This window comes from Sporosarcina sp. UB5, from assembly GCF_050859005.1.
Lineage (GTDB): Bacteria > Bacillota > Bacilli > Bacillales_A > Planococcaceae > Sporosarcina.
The window spans coordinates 2,641,639-2,665,286 of sequence record NZ_CP125984.1; the positions used below are offsets into that span (position 1 = coordinate 2,641,639).

A 23,648-nucleotide genomic window follows, 5' to 3' on the forward strand; every position below is an offset into this window, starting at 1 on the left:
CCCTAAGTCATCGTCGACTATTATTTTGATGGTGAAAAAAAGATGCTATGTTATAATCGTTATGAAAATATTTTAATATTGAGGAGTAATGGAAATGTTAAAAGACTTCTTTATGAGCCTATCCCAAAATCAACTCTTGAATAGTGCGGCTAAAAAATATGGTTTGAAATTAGGCGCACAAAACGTCGTAGCGGGAACAAATATAGCCGAAACGATTGAAAGCATTAAAGAATTGAACAAACATGGCATCTCCTGTACTGTTGATAACTTAGGAGAATTCGTGTTTGAAAAGGAGGAAGCGATTGCAGCAAAAGAACAAATTGTTGCAGTTATTGAAGCCATTCATGAAAACGGTGTAGATGCACATATTTCATTGAAGCCATCTCAATTAGGACTTGATATCGATTATGAATTTTGTAAGGAAAATATCGAAGAAATTGTTGCTACCGCAAATAAATACAATCTGTTCGTCAATTTCGATATGGAAGACTATCCACGTCTTCAGCCATCTTTCGACTTGTTGGACGAACTTTCAACAAAGTACGACAATATTGGTACGGTGATCCAAGCGTACTTTTTCCGTGCGGAAGAAGATTTGCACAACTATAAGGATTATCGTCTAAGAATCGTGAAAGGTGCATATAAAGAGACTGCTGAAAATGCCTACCAAAACAAACAAGACATTGATAGAAATTATATTAAATTAATAGAGTGGCATTTATTGAATGGCAAGTTCACTTCGATTGCAACACATGATCATCATGTCATTAATCATGTTAAACAATTCGTCAAAGATAATAATATTTCAAATGATAAGTTTGAATTCCAAATGCTATACGGTTTTAGGAAGGATATGCAGTTGGAACTTGCGAAAGAAGGCTATAACTTCTGTACATATGTTCCATTTGGCCAAGATTGGTATGGCTACTTCATGCGTCGATTAGCCGAACGACCACAAAATATGAATCTTGTCGTGAAACAAGTATTTACGAAGAAAACGAATACGATGATCGGTTTAGCTGCAGGCGCATTCCTTTTAGGACGGCTAACTAAAAAGAAATAATAATATGAACGGCCAGCTTCTAGGTACTGCCTAGCGGCTGGCTGCTTTTCTTATCCAGCAATAACGATTACGATAAAGTAGATGACCATTGCAATTAATCCAATAGGTACACCAAATCGTGCCCATTCGACACTTTTAATATTTAATTTCCCCGCGGCAATAATATTTGGAATGTTGCCTGGAATGAGCATGCCACCACTAATTAAAAGCCCGAGTAAAATAGATTTAACCGTCTTTTCGTTCATCTCGATACTAATTTCCGCAGCCGCAAGTGTTGCATTATCAAGCACCGCAGAAATCATATTGATCCAGTAAAGGATATACGGGTGAAGAACAAGTAAGAATCTTGTGATGAACGGTTCAAAACCGGCACCTAAAAATGTCAACGCCATGACGAATAAATACACTTTATAGCCACGCGTTAAAATATCACCAATCGATTCTTTCTTTTGCTTCACGATCAATCCCCGATTCTTTTGAGTTGGGTGGATTAGAATTGTTGCTAACATACCAAAAGTTATAATGCCAGGGATGACTTCTGGGCCAATGAGTCTTAAGAGATAAAAGAAGTCTGCATTTAGCTTGCTCGTTGCAATTGTTGAGAGTGGTTCGCCAATCGGTGTTAACACAGCCCCCATTCCAATCGAATAACAGGCGAGGATGACAAAACGAACTTCCGATTTGCGATCCAACCTTAAAACGGTGACAATTGCAACTAAAACGAGTGCTGCAATAATAGCCGTGATAACACTCGAAACGATTCCTAAAATGATAATGATTAGTGCCAAAAACAGTCTGAAAGGAAGAATCCGACTAACGCGTTTAATTCCTTTTTCAAAAGGTTTCTGTACCCAATTAAAAATAAGGCCCGCGAAAATAACAGCGAGCGTTATATGTATGGGATCTTTGAGAGCTTTCAGCACCAATTCGTAATTCCAAACTCCGCTCACTACGACGGACGCAATCCCCATAATAAAAAGGAATACTTCCAAATTGCGTTCGACATACGGGATTGTGAAGGGGAGGAATAAAACGAAAACTAAGATGATTGCCAACCCAACAATCATAACATTCCCCTTTCTAGCCATTACTCTACTATCTATTCTATTCTTGTAGGTTGGATATTAGTAGAAACAATATCCGGGAATTAAAAACAGCAACACCATATAATGGTATTGCTGTTTACGATGCAATTATTTTAATGAATACCTTTCATATATTTCAAGATGATAGGAGAAATCGCAAACAAGATCAAACTTAACACAATTGCAACACCGCCGATTATCCCAAAGTACATCATTTCAGTTTCAACAGAGTAAAATTTCACAAGCTGAGCGTTCAATGCCTGGGCTGCAGCGTTTGATAGGAACCATAAGCTCATCGTCTGCGCATAGAAAGCGGCTGGTGCCAATTTCGTAGTTGCTGATAAACCTACTGGAGATAAGCATAGTTCCCCTAATACCGCAATGAAAATACTTAAGACAAGCCATAATGGATTTACAAGTGTATTAGCTCCACCGAAATAGGCAGGTAGGAGGATGACAATGAATGATAGTCCTGCAAAAAGGATCCCAAATGAAAACTTTTGAGGTATCGTCGGTTGGCGTTTTCCCATCCTAATCCATAGCCATGCAAATACCGGTGCTAAAACGATAATAAATAACGGATTCAACGACTGGAACCATGCTGGTGAGATATGGAATCCGAAAGCATCCAAATTTGTTCGCTTATCTGCATACAGTGCCAAAATAGTGGAACCTTGTTCTGCAATTGCCCAAAACATGACAGATGCTAAAAACAATGGAATGTACGCGATAATACGTGATTTTTCATCAGAAGTCGTTTTGTCACTTCTGTACATGACGAAGAAGTATGAGAACGGTATTACAAATCCGAGGATACCTACAAGTGCTATGAATGAGTCGAATGTGAGCCAACCTCTTGGAATGGATATGAAAATGAGAATACCTAATATAACTATTGCTGCCAATGTTATTAACATAAAACGTTTACGTTCTGTTGGCGACAACGGATTTGCAATTTGTGTACCAGCTAGTCCCAAGCTAGACTTTTTCGTCAAAACAAACATAACAAGTCCAAAGAACATACCGATTGCAGCAATACTGAAGCCGAGGTGGAAGTTATACTTCAATCCAATTGTCCCTACAATTAGAGGTGCAAGGAAGCCTCCCATATTAATGCCCATATAGAAAATACTAAAGCCAGAATCACGGCGAATATCATCTTGACTGTACATATCGCCGACAATGCTTGAAACGTTCGGCTTTAATAGACCTGTACCTAGTACGATTAATCCCATCGAGATGAAGAGCGCAGTCGCACCACCTGGCATCGCAAGGACAATATGGCCTAACATAATTAATACTCCGCCGTAAAATACTGCCTTGGACGTTCCGAATAGACGGTCGGCTAGCCATCCTCCAATAATTCCAGACATATAAACAAGTGCACCATAAATGGACATGATAGATAGTGCTGTCGTTTCACTAATACCGAGTCCGCCTTTGGTTACTTCATAATACATATAAAAGAGAAGGATGGCCCTCATTCCATAATATGAAAACCGCTCCCAAAATTCCGTGAAAAACAAAGTGAACAGCCCTTTTGGATGTCCGAAGAACCCTTTTTGGGGAACACTTTCAACAATTTGTTCTTTCGTTATTTTTGCCATTGAAATGTTGCCTCCTTTAACATTTTATTATTATATAGATGAATTAATTATATTGTCAAAATAAAAATGGTTACTTTTAAATTTGTTTTTACTGTGATAATAATGTGTTTTCGGTTATATTTATTATTTTCAAAATTACATTTAGGCTGAATAAAAAAAGAAGATGATTACTCATTGGACGTTGTTATGTTGCCCTGTTAAGTGGAAACAAGACGTCAACGTTCAAAAACAATTGATTATGAGCTATCATGAAAGTATGCAGTTAGTAGAAATGGATGTGTTGTTATGAGTCAATTAATAGTAGAAAATTTAACAAAAACCGTTGGAGATAAAACGTTGTTCCGGGATATATCCTTCACCATTGTTAGTGGGGAGAAAATTGGTTTAATTGGAGTTAACGGCACCGGTAAGTCGACGCTCCTTTCGATTATCGCTGGAACTGAGGATGCAGATTCTGTCAGTATGGAACATCCGAACAAATACAGTATTTCGTATTTGCCACAAAGTCCTAACCTCGATCCCAATAAAACTGTAATGGAAACGGTCTTCATGTCTGATGCACCGATTATTAAATTAAATTTAGAGTATGAATACGCGCTTGCTGCACTTTCTGCTGATTCTACATCACCCGAAAACCAAGAACGTTTTTCTCGATTGCAAAACGAGATGGACGCAAGATCAGCATGGGATTTAAATACAAAAGCGAGGATGGTCTTGACGAAGCTAGGAGTAGATACGTTCGATAAAAAATTGGGTGAGCTTTCAGGAGGTCAACAGAAACGAGTAGCTTTGGCGAAAGTGATTATCGAACCGGCGGATCTTTTATTATTGGATGAGCCTACAAACCATCTTGATGTCCAGTCGATCACTTGGTTGCAAGAGTATTTAAAAAATGAGCAAGGTGCTGTTCTGTTCATTACCCATGACCGCTATTTTCTTGACGAAGTGTCAACTCATATTTATGAATTGGCTGATCGTACACTGTATGCCCATACAGGAAATTTTGCTGATTACTTGGAATCGAAGGCTCTTCGAGAAGAGATGGCAGAAGCGACCGACGCTAAGATGCGGAATCGGTATCGGACTGAGTTGAAGTGGATTAGGCGCGGGGCGAAAGCGAGGTCGACGAAACAGAAGGCAAGAATTGGCCGCTTCGAAGAGCTGGAGGAGAATCTGAAGAAGGAAGGTCCTGCCGCTGATATGGATGTGTCGTTGAAAACGTCGCGTCTAGGCAAGAAAGTGATTGAGGCGCATGAAATTTCAAAAGCTTATGGGGATAAAAAAATTATTGATCGTTTCAGTTGCTTATTGCAATCGGGAGACCGTATTGCAATCGTCGGTCCGAATGGGGCTGGGAAGACGACATTAATGAAACTGTTTGCAAAAGATCTTGAACCGGACAGCGGCTCGATCGAGATGGGATCGACCGTAAAAATTGCTCATTTTCATCAGCAACTGCCGACGATGGATGACAACAAGCGGATTATCGAGTATATAAGGGAAACATCGAATGATATTGAAGATAGCAGTGGAGCGCGAATTTCCGCTACGCAAATGTTAGAACGATTTCTTTTTCCTTCCTCCTCCCACGGTACTCCAATTGGTAAGCTATCCGGCGGAGAAAGAAAACGACTTTATTTATTAAAGCTGCTCATGGAACAACCAAATGTACTATTGCTTGATGAACCGACGAATGACCTCGATATCGAGACGCTGTCTGTTCTTGAATCCTTTATTGATTCATTTCCCGGTGTTGTACTAACTATTTCCCACGACCGGTTTTTCCTTGACCGAACTTCAACAAAGCTTTGGGTATTGGATGGTTCCGGAAATATAGAAGTGCTCTATGGGGGCCTTTATTCAGAATACCTCGAAATGGAAACTGCTAAAAATGATGAGGCCCCTCCTAAAAAAGTCATTGAAGTTCAACAACCCGAGGTTCCGACCGCTCCAAAAAAACGGATGACATACTCCGAGAAGAGGGAGTGGGAAACGATTGAAAAAGATATTGAAGATGTCGAAATGCAAATCGAATCAACCGAAGCCCAAATGATCGAATCTGGATCAGATTATGATCGAGTCAGTGAATTGACAAAAGAACTCGATGAATTAAATGCCAAATATGAGCATTTAATTGAACGTTGGTCATATTTACAAGAACTTTCCGAAACAAAATGAAAGGAGATTTTTTAAATGAAAATTGTAACGATTGAACCGACTCCAAGTCCAAACTCGATGAAAATTATCGTAGACAAAGAGCTTCCAATGGGTGTTAGCTATAATTACAAAAAAGAAGATGCAATTACTGCACCATACCCTATGTCTGAAATTCTTGCAGTGAAAGGGGTAAAAGGGATTTACCACGTCATGGATTTCATGGCGGTGGAACGAGTTGGTAATGTTTCATGGGAAGCCATTCTTGCTGAAGTGCAAGGAATATTTAATGAAGAATCTGTTGACGTAGAGAGAGAGGCGGAAATAACACCGGATGACCATTATGGGGAAGTGTATGTTCATGTCCAAACGTATAAAGACATTCCACTTCAAGTGAAGGTTTTTGATAATAATTCAGAGTTGCGGTTTGGATTAAGTGACCGTTTTCGCGAAGCGATGGAAAAAGTGCATAGTACAGAAGTGGAAAATTATATCCTTCTTCGGAAGTGGGCTGACTACGGTATACGATATGGAGATATGCAAGAAATTGGTGAAACTGTCGTATTGGAAGTTGAAGCCGCTTACCCTGAAGAGCGCTTACAAGAAATAATAAAGCAATCGGAGCAAGGAAAAAGCAATAAAGAAGACCAAAGCCGTAAAATCACATTGGACGATTTCAATGTGACAGAGTGGGAAAAACGTTTCCAAATGATTGATCAAATGCCGGATCCTGATGTATCGGATCTTCCTTTACTTAATCGTGCGCTGGAAGATGAAAAAATGTCAATCCGTCGTTTAGCTACTGTTTACCTTGGAATGATTGAAGATGAGTCCGTCATTCCTTATGTGGAAAAAGCATTGAAGGATAAAAGTTGGGCGGTGCGCAGAACAGCAGGCGATTGCATGAGCGATTTAGGGTTTGCTGGTTTTGAGCGCGCAGCAATCGAGGCGTTGAAAGATAAGAATAAGCTTGTTAGATGGCGCGCAGCCATGTTCTTGTATGAGTCAGGGACTGAAAATGCTTTGCCTGCATTGCACGACGCAGAAAACGATCCGGAATTTGAAGTGAAGTTACAAGTTCGGATGGCTATTGCAAGGATTGCTGAAGGAGAAGAAGCAAAAGGGTCCATATGGAAGCAAATGACAGAAGTCAATAGTGAATCATAAATTCGTATTGTGGATTCATAATAATATTATGTAAACTAATTCTGTACGAATGTTTTTTATCCTATATGTAAAACATGAAATCAGTGTAAATTCATTGTAGAATAGTACGGAAACTATTGAATAATTGAGAGGGGAATTGAATGATGAACGCTTACGATGAATATATGAAAAGTATCGTGAAACCGATGCGTGAAGAACTTGTTCAAACGGGCTTCACAGAACTTACGACTGCTGAAGAGGTTGAAGGGACGATGGAATCCCTTGCTGGAACTGCATTAATCGTCATTAACTCTGTTTGTGGCTGTGCAGCAGGGCTTGCACGTCCAGCAGTAAGGGAAGCGCTAGTAGCGTCTGAGTCAAAACCAGAACATTTATTTACTGTATTTGCAGGTCAAGATAAAGAAGCGACAGAGAAGATGAGAAGCTTTTTCCCTGAAGTTCCACCGAGCTCGCCATCAATTGCAATTTGGAAGGATGGAGAACTTGCCTATTTCATTCCGAGGGAGCAGATCGAGAATTCCGAAATGGAACAGATCAAAGATCATTTGACAGGTGCTCTTGAGCAAGTTTGTGCGAAATAAGGCAGTTATTACGACAGCAGGCAGACCTGATACGCTCACTTTTGAATTAGCTGAAATTGCGAGTCAGGCACTTGGGTTTCCGGTTATTGAAAGAAAAAAGCGGTCCGTTTTACGTATACAACGTGAATACGATGCAGATGTACTTGTAGCCGGTAAAGATCGTTATGAACTGTATAGAAAAGGGATGGAAGATCCGTTATTCTTCCATCCAAATTCTGCCGCCTTCCGTTTTAAACGTATGTTAAAAGGCGAAATAGATCCACTCATTGAAGCAAGCGCTTTGACAGAAGGGGACACGTTCCTCGATTGTACACTCGGTCTAGCTTCAGATAGTATTATTGCTTCTTATGTAATTGGAAGAAATGGAAGATGCGTAGGTTTAGAAGCGGATCCGGCTGTAGCTTTTTTAGTCAAACAAGGTTTGCGAAAATTTCCGGTTTCATCGGAAGAGTTGGCGGATTCCATGAGCCGGATTAACGTTATTCAAACAGAAGCTGTTGAGTTTCTGGCCAACCAACCTGACAACTCTTGGGATGTTGTGTATATCGATCCAATGTTTCATGCACCAATTGAGGAGTCATTGAATTTCAAACCTCTTCGTCAAGCTGGAGTGCACACGTCCTTATCTGAGAAGTGGATGGAGGAGGCTTTTAGGGTATGCATTCGCCGTGTAGTTGTGAAAGAGCGCTTTGATTCAGTCGTTTTCGACCAATTTAATATGGAACGTAAAATTAGACCAAACACCAAATTCCATTTTGGTTTCTTGACGAAATGAAAAAACCGTCCACTTGAAGGTGGACGGCTTTTTGCATTAATTTGTAAAGTTCAATGAGCTTAAATAAAGGACGAGTACGAGTAATCCGATTCCCATGAGTAATTCTACGTTCATTATGTAAAACCTCCTTCATAAAAACCTCACAATTATCTCCATTTTTATTGTACAATGAATTTAGGAAATATGAAACCTTTTAAGATACTTTTCGTACTAGTATAAAAGATGATGGACAGATGCCTTCATGTATGAAAGAGCAAACTAGAAACAGAGGAATTACAATACATAATAAAAAGCAGGTGATCTGATGAAGAAATATTTACAAAACATTATTATTGCACTTGTTGCCGTTCTTACACTTGGCGTTATTTCACCAAGCCATGAAATTTGGACAAATTTGCAGCCGAAAGACGATACGAGGGAAGCAGATCATCCATGTACGTCCAAACATGATTTACAATTAGGATTAGAAGATTCCATTTTTGATCGCGAGTCGTTTGAACAGCCTTTATCGATTGAAGATGAGCTTTTTCGACCAGCTAAAGAGATGGCATACTTGAAATTCGGCACGAAAATTGGGCCTGTCATTCAAAATGAGTTTGACGATGTTATTTTCCCGAAAATTGAAGAGGTTATCCAAAACACTGTCATTTCCACGGGAGGACTTGAAAATAGAATGCTCTCAATTACTGAGTTTCCATCAGGTGATTACGCAGAAAAAATGTTTCACGTTTCTGATAGAGAGAATAAAAAGGATTTAATACGTTTTCATGTACGGACAGAGAAAAGACCGTTAGACGGATATTTCTATAATTTCCATTATCATTCTGTGGAAGACGACTTTACTATGCATCATTCTCTTGGGGATATATACTGGTCTAAGAACACGCCGCCAAAATGGTTATCCTGACACTCGTGTAAAATACTAACGGGTTCAGTTGATGGGGAGAAAACAATAAAAAACACAGCATCTGGGGACACAATTCGCTTATGAATTGGTGTCCCCGTTTTTGTTGTTATATCAACGTTTAGATGATTTATATAGAGGAACTGAAACCGTAATTAGCACAGGGATTAACAAGAGCACATAAATTTATGTGCCTTTTGTGTAGTGCAAAATAGAAGTACATAGTTTTGAAAAGAAAAAGTACATAACGTTGCAACTGAAGTTTCAATAAAAAAAGGCTTGCCAGCCTTCCAAAATCTCTCTACTGTATTGGTGTCGAATCAAATGCAGTGGAGGTTGAAAGGAAATGCTGACAATGCCTGAAATTAATTGTATCAAACTGATGAGGAATCAGAAATCATTTTCTATAAATCACATATCAAAGACTTTAGGAATCAATTGGAGAACGGCTAAAAAGTACGCAGATGGTGATCAACTGCCGAAAGAAAAGGAAAGAAAAAAATCCGGAATGATGTACACGGAAAAGTGGGGAGAAATTGTTGGAGATTGGCTTTGGGAGGATCAAAAACTAAAGAAGAAGGACAGAAGGACAAACAAAGGAATCTTTTCTGACTTACAAAAGCTAGGGTTCAAGGGGTCCTACAGGACCGTTTCATATTTCATTAAGGACTGGCGTGAAGGAAGGGAAGATATTGAAGATGAAACAAAAGATAAAAACTTCGAGAGACTAATTCATCCACCTGCTGAAGCGCAATTGGATTTTGGATTAATGCAAGCCGTACAGGATGGGAAATATAGAGACGTTCATTGTTTAGTCATGTCCCTCCCCTTCAGCAACAGCGCTTACGCCATTCCATTACCAGGAGAAAATCAAGAGTGCCTATTACATGGGATGAAAAGGATATTCAATCAACTAGGGGGCATACCGAGGAAGATTCGTATTGACAACATGAAGACGGCTGTCGTTAAACCAAGGAACCGAAATGAAGAGGCTGTTTTCACAGATGAATTCCTGCAATTTGCCAATCATTATGGCTTCGAACCTCAAGCATGTAATCCGTATTCAGGAAATGAAAAAGGAAATGTGGAAAATAAAGTTGGGTACGTTCGATATAACTTTATAACTCCAGCGCCCGTCATAGAAGACTTGGAACACTTAACAAAGATACTTGAACAGCAGCTAACTGTGGATCGGGAGCGCGTTCATTATAAAAAGCAAGTTCCGTTACAAGAACTACTTGAGGAAGAACATCAATATCTCTTAGCGTTACCTGAAGAAGATTATCCAGTCTTCAAAGAAGAAAAAGCGAAAGCGAACAAGTATGGAGAAATCACTTTGGATAAAGTGAAAGTATATGTACCGAAAGCTTATAACTATCCAAGTCTGTCTGTCATAAAGTATTGGGATCGATTCAAGGTACTATCTCCTCACGGAGAAATCTTGTATGAGGATCATCGACCTTATATGCATAAGAATCGTGAGATTCCATGGAAAGCTATCTTAACATCATGGTTAAGCAAGCCGCGAGCAGCAATCTATTCTCGTTTTTCAGCCTATCTACCAGGCCGTATATATGAATACATAAATATCTCGAATCTAATGATTCGCAAAGAGCGTCTAAACTGGATTCTAGCGCTACTAGCCACCCACGACATGAATGAAATTAATGAGGAGTTCTATGAGCTAATAAATGGACAATCGGACTCTTTAAAAGAGCCGGTAGCACACCCTTATGATGTTGATTGGAATAAATATGATCAACTTCAGGTTGGCCCAAAGATTGAAGGTGAGATACAGTGACGGCGGATTTGAAAACAATGTGCAAGGTCTTGCGACTAGCCCACGTCAATGATATTTATTCGGATATAGCTTATGAGAATTCAGTTCAATTTCTGGAAGATTTATTTCGGAAAGAGCTACAGCTACGGGAAGAAACGAAGGCTGAACGATTAATAAAAAAGGCGAAGTTTCTACAGAAGAAGTCACTTTCATCGTTTCAATGGAATGAGAAGATCCATTTTCCTTCTCACATTGATTCGCACGAACTTTGTACACTGAATTTTATCGGGCGCAAAGAAAATGTGATTTTAACCGGTGCTCCTGGCACAGGCAAGACTCATTTAGCAACGGGTCTTGGTTACGAGGCCTGTAAGCAAGGACTAGAGGTCCGTTTTTATAGGGTGTCAGACTTGGCTGAGGCGTTAGAGAAAGCATGGCAAGAGGGAAAGTTGGTACAGTTCAGAAGTCGTTTTAAAAGTGTTGATCTGATCATATTGGATGAGATGGGTTATGTTCCTTTTAACAAGGAGGGAGCAGAGCTCCTTTTCCAACTCATCTCTGACTGGTACGAACAAAAAAGTTTGATCATCACTTCCAATCTGGAATTTAGTCAATGGAACCGCGTGTTTAGCGACTCTAGATTGACTGCCGCTTTAGTCGATCGAGTGATCCATCATGCCCATATATTGAATTTTACGGGAGATAGTTTTAGGGTGACCAACGCTTTATCACGACAAAAATAAACTAAATCGAAGGCTGGCAAGCTTGTGTATTTTTCTTTGCATTCTTCTGCACTTTTATCTTGCAAAACACACCTTTGCTAATTCACTTGTTAAAACACGTGCTGATTTGATATCAGAAAGAAAAATTTTGAAGGAAGATGAGAAAACTATGTTAAAATATATCGAAGATTATGAAATGATGTTCTTCAACTAACGGAGCAGGTTAGTTGAACAAGCCTATGGATTCTACTTTTTTAGGGGGCGATATTAGTTGAAAAAATTGGGTTTACTCATTTTTATCCTACTGTTTGTTGGAGGCTGCTCGGACGAAGATAAAATAAATCAATTAACTAGTAAATACGAGAACCAGCTTGAAGAGCTACGAAAGGAAATGCATGATCAACAAAAAGAAATGGAGGAATTGAAAGAAGAGATTGAAGAATATAAGCTCGTTCCAGACGTTACCTATAGATTATCTCTACAGGAAGCTGATCGCGAGGCAAGGAAAATAATGCGTTTTATTTCAGATGGTAAATTCGAAGAGTTAAAGAAGGAATATGATGTAGAGTTTGAGGTTAAAGATGATGCAGTAAAATTTGGAGTACCGGAATTTAATACACCATTTCCGATTGAATGGGCTTCAAATTTTATGTTTATAGCCAACTTTATTAAACATCCAGATGGCATGGATATAAGTTATTTTATTTCTAATCCACAGAATGAAAGAAATGAATTAATTGATATGTCATTTGAGAAAGACATGAAATTAAAATTTATATTTGTGGGAGATGCCTAAGAAAAGGATCGCCGTTCTTCACGTCGGTAGTTTCTTATAATAGGGTAGCACCTAATTTTTGGACGTTAGTTATTCACTGCCGCATACATTCTGGGAATTTGAAAAAGGATATTCAGAAGGGGAAATCTTGAAATAATATGTACTAATAGAGGGTTAATGAACTTTTCGATATTTCTCAAATGGGTGCAGTTGTTGAATAAGCTTCACTTCTCTTATTGAACTAACGGGGTGCTTTAGTTCAATAAGGAAAGTAAAATATTTCGACAAAAAAAACGCTCAGAACCGAGCGTTTTTCTTTTTATTTATATAACCAATTTCACTGCTGAAACGTATGCTGATTAACCCATTTTTTACGTTGTTAATTGCACTTTTCTTCCCATCAACCGAACCCGTTAGTAAAATACGGGTGTTTTTTTATTGCATAAACTTATTTTGTGATGATTTCAAATTTCATTTTACAAAGTTAAAAAGAGTGTGATTTACCATGTTCCCCAAATTCACCTTTTTTCAATCTTCGAAGGAATCTAAAACGACAATTTTGTCCATTAGGTTGGATGCTGCAATTTCATCTTTTTCGAATAAAAATGGTTTATTGACTGTTTCGGGAGTATCGCCGATCAAGGCGGCAACAGTGGTAATCGGAACGTTATTTGACAACTGGATTGATACAAAGGTGTGCCGGAGATAGTGGGGGTGAAATACGCGATTTTTTCCCTTTCGCATACTAGGTCGATAATACGTTTTAAAAATCTTTCGCCGATAGGGTTACTAGCATAATTCACAATGACTTATTCTTCAGGATTTCGAAATAAGTACCTTTGCATTTTATCATCGTATCAAATTTTGTAGTCGAGCAATATTTGTTTAATGCCCTCGTTCATCGGAAATTTCCTATTACTGTTTTTCGTTTTTATATCTCTTAATCCAAAGGGATCTCAGTTTTCCGTGATATATAGAAACTTATTTTCAAAATCGATATATGACCATGAATGGCCTTGGCCTGATAGCAAACTAATACTGTTCAGGAAGTTGTGGAATGAGGGGTATTGCTATAAGAAAATAGCGAAGAAGTTATGTACGAATCAAAGAACGGTGGTCTTGAGGGTGTACGAACAGGCAGAATTGGAATCAAAAGAACATTGGTTTTCTTTTGTAAGAGCAATAGAGAAGAATCCAACATTGCCTGTGTACGGATAAAAAAAGACAAGGAGTGTCCCTCCTGATCGAGTCAAATACATTATAGCATGGAGGGACCTTCTATGAAAATGGCAGAATTACAAATAGACTGTGAAGGAATGCTAAATATTGATATAATGGAACTACCTATTAACTGTGTTGTGGTAATTTCGGAGGGTAAAGCTAAGGTGAGGAAATTACCAGAGCATGGTGAATATCGGATTGTAACGCATCAGGGGAAGGTAAAGCGGATGCGGAGGGAAGAGGGGGAGGAGTTTTGAGTGAAGATAAGAAAAGTACTATGGATGGTTTCGCTCTGGCGATGTCAGCAATCTCTATTGGATTATATGTATTCTATGTCGAGCCTTTAAACGATATAGGACCTGTAAACCTTTCCTTTTACTTTGGACTTGTGCTAGTTGCCTTTGGAGTTGGAGCATTGCTAATGGAAATCAGCAATATTATACAAAAAGATAGCGGAAGTTTTTCTGATATCGGGATGGCGGTTATATTATCTATTCCGATTTTCATCGGCTGGAGACTAATTAAATATTATGACTGGGTTAATAATTTCACTGTGTCCATTCTGCTTTTTATAAGTTTGTTTGCTCTTTATGGCCTCTATCGAGGTATCTTTACTATGATTACATTTTCAGTCGATAAAAAGCATAATAAAAAAGATATAACTATGATTTTATTGAGAGCCATCCCAATAGTAGTTTCAATTGTAGCTCTCTTCTTTAAGTGAAGCGGATGTGAAGGGAAGAGGGCGAGAGGAGTTTTGAGCTTGGGAGATCTTATTCAATTTACTTTAGCTATTATAGCGGCTATCGGAGCGATATTTGCATTCTTAAATATACGTACTAATAAACGACAAATTGCACTTCAACAAAATCAATGAGAATACAGTGCGAAGCCGGTTTTTAGAATAATAAAGCTTTATCATATTAACAATTCTATGGAATGGGCTGTATTCTTCGAAAATGTAAATAACGTTTATCATAAAATAGACAAAGTTAGCTTTAGTTCAAGTGATGTAGGTATTAGCGATACTGCTGATCACGGGAAATTAAAACAAAAAAGCGAGGATGACGTCGAGTATTATCATGATAACATAATAATATTAAGACCAAAAACAAACGATTTTATAGTAGGGGTAATAAAACTTGAGGGTGTTGATTTAATTGGAAATAAATTTGAAGCATTTTCGCCAGATGTTAAATTTAAGAATGGATATATCGACAACACATATAGTCTCGACCACAAATATTTCACATTAAAATAATTGTCCCCCTGGCCAACCAGAGGACAACATTTGATTACAGCATTACGCTGTGTCATTTTGTTGTCCTCTTTTTTATTTCACAAAAGGGAGTGAGGAAATGAGGACATTGCAAGATCAACTGATTGAAAAGGGGCTCTCTCGTCAACGCACAGGCGAGATAGACAGAAAGAATACTAGGACAAGGGTAAAGCAATCAGAACAGCTAACGGATAGGGATTTGCGCGAATTGATGGGAGTTAATCGTGACATCTACACTAGGCGCGGCGGGGCAATTCGAAGGAAGTAAAAAGGAGTGAGGGTGCATGACGGAAATGCAATTAGAGCAACTTTTAAAGGATTACCACTGGATGATAAATAGCGTGAAGATTATGCGAGAATTTACGTGATGCAGGGGATGGGTTGACAGCTCAGTATGGCATTGAGGCAATTATGCCAAAAGGGAAAGGCGAAACGAGCGATCCGGTTTTTAGAGAAGTTGTTCGGAGAAGTAAGCATTACGAGAAAATCATCGGCTATGAAAGCAAGGTTCACATGATACAGGAATGTATTCATGTAATTACCGATGTTCGTGAGTCGGAAGTTCTTCATTGGATTCTAGAGGGGAAGGGCTATTCTTGGATAGCAAGGCACATGGGTTTATCGCATACACACATAAAAAGACTATTCTCATCTATCGCGAGGCAAATGGCTGAAAACGTTCAAGATGTTCAAAACGTTCAAAACGTTCAAAGGTGCATTTAGTTCAGAAGTTTTTAGAAGTTGAAGAATACTGTACCATGGAAGGCAGGTCGGGGAGGCGGGTAGGTGCGAGAGTTGCACTTGTCTGCTCTTTCAATTTATGCGGTTTTAATACCCTTTGGTATTAATTCTGGAGTTAATAGTTTTATAGAATCTTGTCTGAATAAAACATCTTTAAACCAACAATTATATTGCCTTATTATTCTAGCTTTGTTATCGTTATGGTGTAAATAAGTGAATGTATAGATTGGTGGGAGTAGCGTATGTTTCAGAACCCCTGGATTGTTGGTATAGGCGGAGGTATAATTAGCAGTATCGTAGTATTAATCGTAAAACTACTAATGAATAAAATTAGCAAAAAAGAATATTATGGCAGGGTTGATGAAGCAAACGACGAAGTTATTGATATTTTTAAACATATAATTTCGGAGGATGATTTTCCGGATAGAAGAATAATCGATTCAGTAATTAGTTCTACAAGTAGAAAAAATAAAGTGAAAATAGAAGATATGAATAACGGCGAGATGGTGATAGACAGTTTAATAACAGAGTTATTTTCTTCAAATTTTATCTCTGTCGACAAAAAACTCGCTAATTCTAACAACTTATTAAAGATTAAAGATGAATACAAAGTTAAATCAGATATCGAACATCCTTATAAACAATTTTATGAGATTAAGATGTCTCCATCGTGGTCAATTGCTTTTCCGGTTACTGTAATTGTTGTAGGATTAATACTTATCTTTACATCTATACTCCGAGAAGAAAGAATGGAAATTGATTTTTCTTTGTTCGAAGTTTTGCCACTAGTAGTTAGTTTTCTCTCTACAATAGTTGGACTAACGTTAATAACTCTTGCTGCAAAGAGAAATATAATGAGTAAGAAAAACAATAAAAATAAAGATAAAAATAATGATAGTGATAGTAAAGTAAGCTTCTCTGAACTTATCAAAAAAATGTTTTTATAAAAATGACAGGCACCCTTGCGGTGCTTTTTCTATGCCTAAAAATCAAAGGGGGCGGATGGTGATGTGAAGTGCCGAATTGGGAAGAAATCCAGAGAGAATGGGAAACGACAAAGATAACCTTTAAAGCATTGGCTGAAAAGCACGGTGTGAAAGAAGGAACGTTGAAGAGTCGTCGTAGTCGTGAAGGTTGGGTTCGTGGTGCACCAAAGAAGGATGCAACTAAACCGAAAAAGGTTGCAACCATAAAAAAAGATGCAACCGTATTTGAGCCTGTTGTAGAGTCGGATGAGCTAACCGATAAACAACGGCTTTTTTGTATTTACTACATTAAGAGCTTCAACGCCACGATGGCGGCTATCAAGGCTGGATATTCAAGACATAGCGCCCATGTCGAAGGAAGTCGCTTGCTAAGAAATGCTAAGGTTGCTGATGAAATCCGGCGACTTAAAGGCGAGATGCAACAGGGCATTTTCATCGATGCGATCGACGTGCTGAACATGTACATTCAGATCGCCTTTGCAGACATGAGAGATTTTGTGGATTTTGGCAGCATCGAGAAAACAGCAACTAATCCGGAGACAGGAAAGCCATTGTTGGATGAGAACTTTAAGCCAATCAAATATCGCGAAAGTTACGTTTATTTTAAGAACGCTGATGAAGTGGATGGTTCGCTTATCACTGAAATATCTAATGGACGAAATGGTCCGGTGATAAAGTTAGCTAGCAAAGAAAAGGCGTTGGACATCCTTTCCAAACATTTCGATATGGTACCTGATCACTTCAAACGTCAGCTGGAAACAGAGAAACTTAAGATTGCTCATGCAAAGGCGTTCGGCGTAGATGAACAGGAAGAATATGAAGACGATGGCTTCCATCAGGCGTTAAATGCTACGACTTCGGAGGTGTGGGGCAATGTCTCTACAGACACAGACGAAGGGTAAGTATTTCTCCTTCATGACCGATCGAAAACAGTTCAAAAAGAAGCCGGCTCCGTTTAAATTCAAACCTTTCTCGGTTAAGCAGAAACAGGTTCTTACATGGTGGAGAGAAGACTCACCTGTAAAGGACATGGACGGAATCATTTGTGACGGATCCGTACGTGCTGGTAAAACCTTAGTTATGTCATTATCCTTTGTCATGTGGGCAATGGACACCTTTGAGGATGAAAACCTTGGCATGGCCGAGAAGACAATCGGTTCATTTAGACGTAACGTGATCACTCCACTCAAGCGTATGCTGAAAGATCGAGGCTATAAGGTGAAAGACCATCGAGCCGACAACATGCTCTCGATTACTTATAAGGGTGTCACAAATTACTTCTATGTATTCGGTGGGATGGATGAAGGGTCCCAAGATTTTATTCAAGGGATTACGTTGGCTGGAATGTTCTTTGATGAAGTTGCGCTTATGCCGGAATCGTTCGTATCGCAGACTACCGCTCGTTGTTCTGTGGAAGGGTCAAAGTTCTGGTTCAACTGTGGGTACTTGCCGAAGGAATCATCTATGACATGTTTGAAGAGAAGAAGCATGATGTTCCTGCTGTTTTCCCCCAGTATTACACGAAGTGAAAAAGGTCGTGGAAATTGCGAATGCCGAGGTTTAACGTGCCGGCAACCGATGCAATCGAAACACGCAGATTCCGTCTATTATCACGTCATCAAGAACAAGCACCTTACACAAATAAAGTCCTGAGGCAATTACTTGATGGCCTATTGGGCACAGGAAACTACGAATTCAAACGAAATACCGCTGAAAAGTGGATAACAGTAAAACTCGAATTGACGGTAAAAGGTCAATTCGAGACGGTTGAATTTACGCTTGAACGAATTACACCGCAAAACATGGTTTTACAGTGGAATTACGTTACAACCAAAATTCGATGCTAGCTCAATTTGCACACGTACAATTAGCATCGTATACGTATAAGCAATTAAGGGAAGAGGTGTTGAATTAATGCCTGCTACAAATACACCATATTTTAATTTAATTAAACCTGGTCAAAATGACTATTACAATGTAGAAGACCAAAATAAAAATATGGACACCATAGACGGAGCTTTAAAAGCCCTGCAGGGTGCAATCAATTCGGGTGCGACTGAACAAGAATTGGGTGAAATCCGTCAGGAAATTGCTGCGCATATGGCGGATGATACGTCGCATGTACGATATGCTACAGACATAAGATTGGCTAACCATAAAACAGTAGCTTTACCCGATATTACCGAATACTTCGATGGATTAGCATTCGCATTTAAAAGCAATATTACAAATTCTAATGCAGTTACCCTTAATGTTAATTCCTTAGGAGCAAAACCGTTATTGAAATCAAATGGAAACCAATTAAATGCAGGTTTATTGAAACAAGATAGTATCTTTTCTGTCAGATACAGTAATACGGCCAATGACGGCGAAGGGGCTTTTATCTTACAGGGTGAAGGGGGGGAGTATGGGACAGCTGGCGCAGAGCAAGTATTAACCGGATATACTGTTGGAACTGAGAATGGAGTAGTAGCCGGAACAGCACCAAATCTAAAGGCTCAACCGGGAAGTGTTATTTTTGTATATTCTCCGGCAGAGAAAACTACTACTGAAATATCATTTGTGAAGGTCAAGGAAGTTGCTTTAATGATGGGTGCCGGAACAGTTCGAGTAGTCTTTAGCGTAAAAACCAATGGTGGGGATTCGAGATCCCAAATTTACGTAAATGGCATCCCGAGGGGAATCCTCCGAAGTCATTTCTCTTCCAGTATTGTAACTTTTACAGAAGATATAGCGGTTAATAATGGGGACGATGTTCAAATCTACACGCACGCTGTAGGTACAGGTAGAAATGTAACCATTTCTGAATTCAAGATTCAAATACTAAGCAACCCATTTGCGACTATCAAATTATAAGGAGTTGAGGCGTGATGTTTTACAAATATGAGTATGAAACGGATGTTGATCGTAAGAGGATCTTGGAAGAAAATAAACACTTATCATTAATTGAAGAACAAAACATCCTGGATGGCAATTTCCTGATCTTTTCGGAAACACCGAACTTCTCCGTAAATCAAGAAATTGAAGACTAAAGCAAGGAAGTCAACTACTAAAAGCACAGAACAATGCATTATCCGAAAGAGCGGATTTCATCGAAGACGTTGTTGCCGAAATGGCAATTCAGGTCTATCAATGATTACCCGCTTTTTGTTTTGGCTTTTACTGAAATTGGAGGGAGGTGATACTATGATGGCGATGTTTTTTGCGCAACGTGTGAATTTAGGTAAAACAGCTTGGAACGAAGTACCTTCTACGCTTCAACCAGGAGTAAAAGAAATTCTTGCTGATAGCGGGCTTGGTTTTTTGATTGAGGAATAAAGTATTGTTAGTTAGAAATAATTCCCTTAGTAATGAAACTTTATCCATATTTATTCGTAAATATCGATAAGGAGGAGATGCTAGTTATGCAAAAGATAGACAAGTTCCTAAATAGAAGTGTATCAAGTTATTTCACCATTGCTGTTATCGGTGTTTTCGCGCTCTTTGCGGCAATGATTATTCCTTGGTTAATACCAGGTAATATTATAGGAGCAGCATTGCAAAATCTCGCTCAAATTAATATAACTGTTGCAATTGGCTTGGGTACTTTGGTTATTGCTTTTAAAGCAGAAGTGAAAATCAAGGCGCTTTGGACTAGACGCATATTAGTGTTGTTGATGATGAGCTCACTGTGTTTTTCATTATCTTTTGTAAACCAAATTATCATTCAAGCGATGTATATGACCATTTCCGGAATGTTGTTAGTTTCAATAATTCTTTCATCAGCTCGGTTTATTCTAGATCATGTTGACAGGTGAATTTTTTTTACAAATCATGGAGGTGTTTTTGACGCATTCGGACCCTTAAACGCAACACAAGCTAGCATTATTTTTATTTTGTTAAATAAGCAGGATATTCCCTCCTTTTGTCGAATTGGGATGAAAGGGGGGAGACATGATGACACAGAATAATAAGAAAACAGAATTGCTTTTTAAAAATTTGCCTTCTTTATTGCGGGATATGGAAGAAAAAGAATGGGTTATAGACTCTTTTCCTATTAATTATAAAGGAGAAAAATATATTGTAATTTTAACTTTATACAATGAAAGGGAGAGAAAACCTAGTGTTTACGCTAAGGCTAAAGTTGAATTTATATCATGGAACAATACAAATAATTCAATTAAGGGTTATATAGACTTCTACGATGTTCATTTTGAGAGTGCTAGGGAGTTTTGTACTTTTTTTGACGTTGAAAGAGGAGATGCAAATAGAGATTTTTTTAAAGATTTCTCTCGAAACTTTTCTTGTTTCATCCCTAAAATAAAAGTATTAGATAAAAGTTGTGATATTGAAAGAATCTTAATTGGACGTAGAGCAGAGCGAAATAAACCCAATGCAATTTACTGCTATGATGTACGTCGTAACGGAACGAAAGAAGATGGTTCACCAAATAAACGTAGCATTGAGAATAGCAATAAAGCACAAACGCTACGTCCTGAACTGTATGAAATATATTCCAAAGACAAAAATTTGAGCTTCTTCTTTTCTGAGATAAAGGATGAGGAAAAAAGTGATGATGAAATTAAAAAAGAATTTTCGAAACGTTAATTCATACTATTAAACAATCGGGCGCTTTAGTTCAACAAGGTAAGTCGCTTTTGCTTGGCTTTTTTTGTTGCACATCTGGACCCTTATGCGTCGTAACGAATAAAAGCAGGATTAAATGAAAACCTTGTCGAATATTGGAAGTGACCAATTATGAAAGGGGCAAGGGTTATGGAAATTATTATTTCGCAATATGTTGGATTAAAAGGTGATGCAAGGACATTTCATCGGGTATATAAGGAGTTTCAAAGCAATGTGATTCCGCATGCAGGGGATTTCATCAAGGATTCTGCTTACAAGGAACCGTATGAGTATGAAGTGGCTAGCGTGATTATCGATTATACCAATAATTACTGCGATGTAACTCTGAAAATTTACGAATTAGAAACTACAGACGATAGTTTTGTAAAACGTGAAGTTGAAATGTTTATGTCGCATGGTTGGAAATGCGATACGATCTATATGTAATAGTTCAAACAACGTCCTTCGGGGCGTTTTTTTGAACCTTTACCTTAGGACTCTTATGCGCATGAAGAATCTTATTGAACTAACGGAGCAGTTAAGTTTAATAAAGAATGATATACAATCAAAGAAATCAGAAGTTAATAAAGGAGATTAAAATGGAAATTAGGAAACTTAATAAAGGTGAAAAACTTCCAATGGAATTGCTATTATTGGCTGACCCTTCAAGAGAGATTGTTGAGTTGCCGCGATTTTTTCTCCGATGCCAGGGAATGATTGGATAATCTTATATCCTTCAATTTCTTTTGCTTAAGCATCTATTTCTTTTTCTAAGCTGGATAGGTGCTTCTGGTATTCCAACAACACTTTTATATACATTTCCATGGTGAGAATATGGCTTTGATAAAGGTTGATCTGAAATGGGTTACGTTTAGCTTCATTAATTAACTTCTGTGATCTCGCTTCTGCCCAGCTATAGGAACGGCTCTTACAAAGTTCATGAATCTTATTAGATACTTCATGTTCCTCAGCTGCTAATACATCGTTAGATGTGGGGAATTCCACTAAGGTTAATAAGGAGACAACCGAGTAAAATTCCCCGAATACACCTCGATATTCAGGGAAAACCTGATCCAGAATTGCTTGGAATTGTAGTTTTGTCTGTACGTAAATATTCGTCAGGTTTTCGTGTTGCCTTGTAAGATTCCGGAGATCTAACAGTTGGATTCCACGTTTCTTATAGGTTTCCAATTCCTCTTTGTAATACAGCTCACAGAGGTAATGGGCATCAATTATATCTGTTTTTACCTTGCGTAAACCGGAACTCTTTGCCCGGTATGAAATGAGAGGATTAACAATAATAATTAAGTAGTTTCTCTCCTCGAGATATTGAACTACCGGTGTATGGTAATGCCCTGTTGCTTCCAATACGATCGGTGGTCGGACACCAGAGACCCTTTCTACCTCCAAGAGAAAATCATGTAAACACTTCAATCCATCTAGTGTGTGTGCCACCTTAAAGCTGCTTTTATAAGGCTCTCTTCTGTCTAAATATGCTTGAATCTGGCTTTCTCCTTTGGCTACATCTAGGAAAATAACAGGATTCATTCTACATCTCCTCCACCTTTAGTTTGCCGTAAACCCCTAATCCTCCTTGTAGTGTCATAGCTTCGCTTGTAATACGGGATCTAGGTCCCAACCAGCCTCAATTATGTTTCTACAAGTTGGGGGCGGACGGTTTAGTTGACGGGTTCTATCACCCACGGGTGCTTACGTCCTACCCCGGCTACAGTAATCATAAAACCATATAAAAAATGGTCAACCAGAAATATCTGGCTGACCTTTTAATACGAACGGGTGCTTTAGCTCAAGAAGGATAGTAGAATATTACGCTAAAAAGCGCTCAGAGATCTGAACGCTTTTGCTTGTTTTTATATGGCCATTTCACTGTTGAAATATATGTTGATTAACCTGTTATTTGCTTTGTTAATTGCAATTTTCTCCCCAACAACCGAACCCGTTACACCTTCATAGGTGCTTTTTTCTTTTGAGTTAAGTTCCAATTGATTGGAGTGGAGATCGGCGACTCCAGCGGGAACAGCACGAGCTGAAGACCCCACAGGAACGAAGTGACGAGGAGGCTGAAGCCGTGCCCGCGGAAAGCGTCCGATCGGAATGGAAATCAATGGTGTTTGTAGCAGGCTAAATCTTTTAATCCACCCAGCAAACATTTTACTCATACCTCAGTAGCGCTGAGGCGATA

The 23,648-nt window shown here is 38.7% G+C and carries 25 protein-coding genes and 3 pseudogenes; 24 read left to right on the top strand and 4 right to left on the bottom strand.

The window, feature by feature from the left end:
• The first annotated feature begins 94 nt into the window (after positions 1 to 94).
• On the top strand, positions 95 to 1,063 hold the full coding sequence (locus tag QM454_RS13315; protein ID WP_432358793.1) for a proline dehydrogenase family protein: 969 nt from the start codon (positions 95 to 97) through the stop codon (positions 1,061 to 1,063).
• Positions 1,064 to 1,113: 50 nt separating this feature from the next.
• Here QM454_RS13315 and QM454_RS13320 read toward each other — a convergent pair whose 3' ends face one another.
• Entirely contained in the window at positions 1,114 to 2,130 is a 1,017-nt protein-coding gene (locus QM454_RS13320; RefSeq protein ID WP_432358795.1) for a DUF1646 family protein, read from the bottom strand.
• Positions 2,131 to 2,261: 131 nt separating this feature from the next.
• Positions 2,262 to 3,755 carry a peptide MFS transporter gene (locus QM454_RS13325; RefSeq protein ID WP_432358797.1) on the bottom strand — a complete coding sequence of 498 codons (1,494 nt, stop codon included), beginning with the start codon at positions 3,753 to 3,755 and terminating at the stop codon, positions 2,262 to 2,264.
• Positions 3,756 to 4,040: 285 nt separating this feature from the next.
• On the opposite strand from QM454_RS13325, the gene QM454_RS13330 reads away from it, so the two are divergent.
• The 23 genes and pseudogenes from QM454_RS13330 to QM454_RS13440 all read left to right on the top strand — a co-directional run.
• Complete coding sequence (locus QM454_RS13330) at positions 4,041 to 5,933, top strand: ABC-F family ATP-binding cassette domain-containing protein (RefSeq protein ID WP_432358799.1); 1,893 nt, start codon at positions 4,041 to 4,043, stop codon at positions 5,931 to 5,933.
• Positions 5,934 to 5,948: 15 nt separating this feature from the next.
• A complete protein-coding gene (locus QM454_RS13335; RefSeq protein ID WP_432358801.1) occupies positions 5,949 to 7,076 on the top strand; it encodes a virulence factor in 1,128 nt (375 codons plus the stop codon).
• 143 nt (positions 7,077 to 7,219) lie between these two features.
• Positions 7,220 to 7,657, top strand: a complete 438-nt coding sequence (locus QM454_RS13340; RefSeq protein ID WP_432358803.1) for a BrxA/BrxB family bacilliredoxin — start codon at positions 7,220 to 7,222, stop codon at positions 7,655 to 7,657.
• Entirely contained in the window at positions 7,635 to 8,432 is a 798-nt protein-coding gene (locus QM454_RS13345; protein WP_432358804.1) for a class I SAM-dependent methyltransferase, read from the top strand. Before QM454_RS13340 ends, QM454_RS13345 begins: the two co-directional genes overlap by 23 nt.
• 304 nt (positions 8,433 to 8,736) lie before the next feature.
• Positions 8,737 to 9,339: a YpjP family protein gene (locus QM454_RS13350; protein ID WP_432358806.1), complete on the top strand. Its 603-nt coding sequence runs from the start codon at positions 8,737 to 8,739 to the stop codon at positions 9,337 to 9,339.
• Between the two features lie 343 nt (positions 9,340 to 9,682).
• Positions 9,683 to 11,137: an IS21 family transposase gene (istA, locus tag QM454_RS13355; RefSeq protein WP_432358807.1), complete on the top strand. Its 1,455-nt coding sequence runs from the start codon at positions 9,683 to 9,685 to the stop codon at positions 11,135 to 11,137.
• Entirely contained in the window at positions 11,134 to 11,859 is a 726-nt protein-coding gene (istB, locus tag QM454_RS13360; RefSeq protein ID WP_432358809.1) for an IS21-like element helper ATPase IstB, read from the top strand. The genes istA and istB overlap by 4 nt, the downstream gene beginning before the upstream one ends.
• A gap of 250 nt (positions 11,860 to 12,109) precedes the next feature.
• Positions 12,110 to 12,634, top strand: a complete 525-nt coding sequence (locus QM454_RS13365; protein WP_432358810.1) for a hypothetical protein — start codon at positions 12,110 to 12,112, stop codon at positions 12,632 to 12,634.
• Between the two features lie 1,259 nt (positions 12,635 to 13,893).
• Entirely contained in the window at positions 13,894 to 14,091 is a 198-nt protein-coding gene (locus tag QM454_RS13370) for an XtrA/YqaO family protein (RefSeq protein ID WP_432358812.1), read from the top strand.
• On the top strand, positions 14,088 to 14,558 hold the full coding sequence (locus QM454_RS13375; RefSeq protein ID WP_432358814.1) for a hypothetical protein: 471 nt from the start codon (positions 14,088 to 14,090) through the stop codon (positions 14,556 to 14,558). The genes QM454_RS13370 and QM454_RS13375 overlap by 4 nt, the downstream gene beginning before the upstream one ends.
• A 634-nt stretch (positions 14,559 to 15,192) precedes the next feature.
• Positions 15,193 to 15,381, top strand: coding sequence for a hypothetical protein (locus QM454_RS13380; protein ID WP_432358816.1), 189 nt, complete (start codon positions 15,193 to 15,195; stop codon positions 15,379 to 15,381).
• A 113-nt stretch (positions 15,382 to 15,494) separates the two neighbouring features.
• Positions 15,495 to 15,836, top strand: coding sequence for a helix-turn-helix transcriptional regulator (locus QM454_RS13385; RefSeq protein ID WP_432358817.1), 342 nt, complete (start codon positions 15,495 to 15,497; stop codon positions 15,834 to 15,836).
• 260 nt (positions 15,837 to 16,096) lie between these two features.
• On the top strand, positions 16,097 to 16,801 hold the full coding sequence (locus QM454_RS13390; RefSeq protein WP_432358819.1) for a hypothetical protein: 705 nt from the start codon (positions 16,097 to 16,099) through the stop codon (positions 16,799 to 16,801).
• A gap of 68 nt (positions 16,802 to 16,869) precedes the next feature.
• Positions 16,870 to 17,742 carry a terminase small subunit gene (locus tag QM454_RS13395; RefSeq protein WP_432358821.1) on the top strand — a complete coding sequence of 291 codons (873 nt, stop codon included), beginning with the start codon at positions 16,870 to 16,872 and terminating at the stop codon, positions 17,740 to 17,742.
• Positions 17,743 to 17,755: 13 nt separating this feature from the next.
• Positions 17,756 to 18,280, top strand: a pseudogene (locus tag QM454_RS13400) (terminase large subunit domain-containing protein); the annotation flags it as partial.
• A 110-nt stretch (positions 18,281 to 18,390) separates the two neighbouring features.
• A complete protein-coding gene (locus QM454_RS13405; protein WP_432358823.1) occupies positions 18,391 to 18,687 on the top strand; it encodes a putative phage tail protein in 297 nt (98 codons plus the stop codon).
• Between the two features lie 67 nt (positions 18,688 to 18,754).
• A complete protein-coding gene (locus tag QM454_RS13410) occupies positions 18,755 to 19,696 on the top strand; it encodes a hypothetical protein (RefSeq protein ID WP_432358824.1) in 942 nt (313 codons plus the stop codon).
• A 14-nt stretch (positions 19,697 to 19,710) separates the two neighbouring features.
• Positions 19,711 to 19,872: a hypothetical protein gene (locus tag QM454_RS13415; RefSeq protein WP_432358826.1), complete on the top strand. Its 162-nt coding sequence runs from the start codon at positions 19,711 to 19,713 to the stop codon at positions 19,870 to 19,872.
• Between the two features lie 154 nt (positions 19,873 to 20,026).
• Entirely contained in the window at positions 20,027 to 20,158 is a 132-nt protein-coding gene (locus QM454_RS13420) for a hypothetical protein (RefSeq protein WP_432358828.1), read from the top strand.
• 86 nt (positions 20,159 to 20,244) lie between these two features.
• The gene (locus tag QM454_RS13425; RefSeq protein ID WP_432358829.1) at positions 20,245 to 20,637 is read left to right on the top strand and encodes a hypothetical protein; all 393 of its coding nucleotides are present in this window, start codon (positions 20,245 to 20,247) and stop codon (positions 20,635 to 20,637) included.
• Positions 20,638 to 20,776: 139 nt separating this feature from the next.
• Positions 20,777 to 21,427 (top strand): DUF6037 family protein, encoded by a 651-nt coding sequence (locus QM454_RS13430; protein ID WP_432358831.1) that lies wholly within the window; start codon positions 20,777 to 20,779, stop codon positions 21,425 to 21,427.
• 168 nt (positions 21,428 to 21,595) lie between these two features.
• Entirely contained in the window at positions 21,596 to 21,892 is a 297-nt protein-coding gene (locus QM454_RS13435; protein ID WP_432358833.1) for a hypothetical protein, read from the top strand.
• Positions 21,893 to 22,044: 152 nt separating this feature from the next.
• Positions 22,045 to 22,128, top strand: a pseudogene (locus tag QM454_RS13440) (GNAT family N-acetyltransferase); the annotation flags it as partial.
• On the opposite strand, the pseudogene QM454_RS13445 reads toward QM454_RS13440, so the two are convergent.
• Together QM454_RS13445 and QM454_RS13450 are read right to left on the bottom strand one after the other, a co-directional pair.
• Positions 22,127 to 22,993, bottom strand: a pseudogene (locus tag QM454_RS13445) (IS110 family transposase); the annotation flags it as partial. The pseudogenes QM454_RS13440 and QM454_RS13445 sit on opposite strands and share 2 nt — an antisense overlap.
• Before the next feature lie 323 nt (positions 22,994 to 23,316).
• On the bottom strand, positions 23,317 to 23,616 hold the full coding sequence (locus tag QM454_RS13450) for a hypothetical protein (RefSeq protein ID WP_432358834.1): 300 nt from the start codon (positions 23,614 to 23,616) through the stop codon (positions 23,317 to 23,319).
• Positions 23,617 to 23,648: the final 32 nt, after the last annotated feature.

Bases quoted from the DNA above. Each gene is read 5' to 3' on its own strand.
- QM454_RS13315 (WP_432358793.1), top strand. From the start codon at position 95: ATGTTAAAAGACTTCTTTATGAGCCTATCCCAAAATCAACTCTTGAAT.
- QM454_RS13320 (WP_432358795.1), bottom strand. From the start codon at position 2,130: ATGATTGTTGGGTTGGCAATCATCTTAGTTTTCGTTTTATTCCTCCCC.
- QM454_RS13325 (WP_432358797.1), bottom strand. From the start codon at position 3,755: ATGGCAAAAATAACGAAAGAACAAATTGTTGAAAGTGTTCCCCAAAAA.
- QM454_RS13330 (WP_432358799.1), top strand. From the start codon at position 4,041: ATGAGTCAATTAATAGTAGAAAATTTAACAAAAACCGTTGGAGATAAA.
- QM454_RS13335 (WP_432358801.1), top strand. From the start codon at position 5,949: ATGAAAATTGTAACGATTGAACCGACTCCAAGTCCAAACTCGATGAAA.
- QM454_RS13340 (WP_432358803.1), top strand. From the start codon at position 7,220: ATGAACGCTTACGATGAATATATGAAAAGTATCGTGAAACCGATGCGT.
- QM454_RS13350 (WP_432358806.1), top strand. From the start codon at position 8,737: ATGAAGAAATATTTACAAAACATTATTATTGCACTTGTTGCCGTTCTT.
- istA (WP_432358807.1), top strand. From the start codon at position 9,683: ATGCTGACAATGCCTGAAATTAATTGTATCAAACTGATGAGGAATCAG.
- QM454_RS13370 (WP_432358812.1), top strand. From the start codon at position 13,894: ATGAAAATGGCAGAATTACAAATAGACTGTGAAGGAATGCTAAATATT.
- QM454_RS13380 (WP_432358816.1), top strand. From the start codon at position 15,193: ATGAGGACATTGCAAGATCAACTGATTGAAAAGGGGCTCTCTCGTCAA.
- QM454_RS13390 (WP_432358819.1), top strand. From the start codon at position 16,097: ATGTTTCAGAACCCCTGGATTGTTGGTATAGGCGGAGGTATAATTAGC.
- QM454_RS13405 (WP_432358823.1), top strand. From the start codon at position 18,391: ATGCCGAGGTTTAACGTGCCGGCAACCGATGCAATCGAAACACGCAGA.
- QM454_RS13410 (WP_432358824.1), top strand. From the start codon at position 18,755: ATGCCTGCTACAAATACACCATATTTTAATTTAATTAAACCTGGTCAA.
- QM454_RS13415 (WP_432358826.1), top strand. From the start codon at position 19,711: ATGTTTTACAAATATGAGTATGAAACGGATGTTGATCGTAAGAGGATC.
- QM454_RS13420 (WP_432358828.1), top strand. From the start codon at position 20,027: ATGATGGCGATGTTTTTTGCGCAACGTGTGAATTTAGGTAAAACAGCT.
- QM454_RS13425 (WP_432358829.1), top strand. From the start codon at position 20,245: ATGCAAAAGATAGACAAGTTCCTAAATAGAAGTGTATCAAGTTATTTC.
- QM454_RS13430 (WP_432358831.1), top strand. From the start codon at position 20,777: ATGACACAGAATAATAAGAAAACAGAATTGCTTTTTAAAAATTTGCCT.
- QM454_RS13435 (WP_432358833.1), top strand. From the start codon at position 21,596: ATGGAAATTATTATTTCGCAATATGTTGGATTAAAAGGTGATGCAAGG.
- QM454_RS13450 (WP_432358834.1), bottom strand. From the start codon at position 23,616: ATGTTTGCTGGGTGGATTAAAAGATTTAGCCTGCTACAAACACCATTG.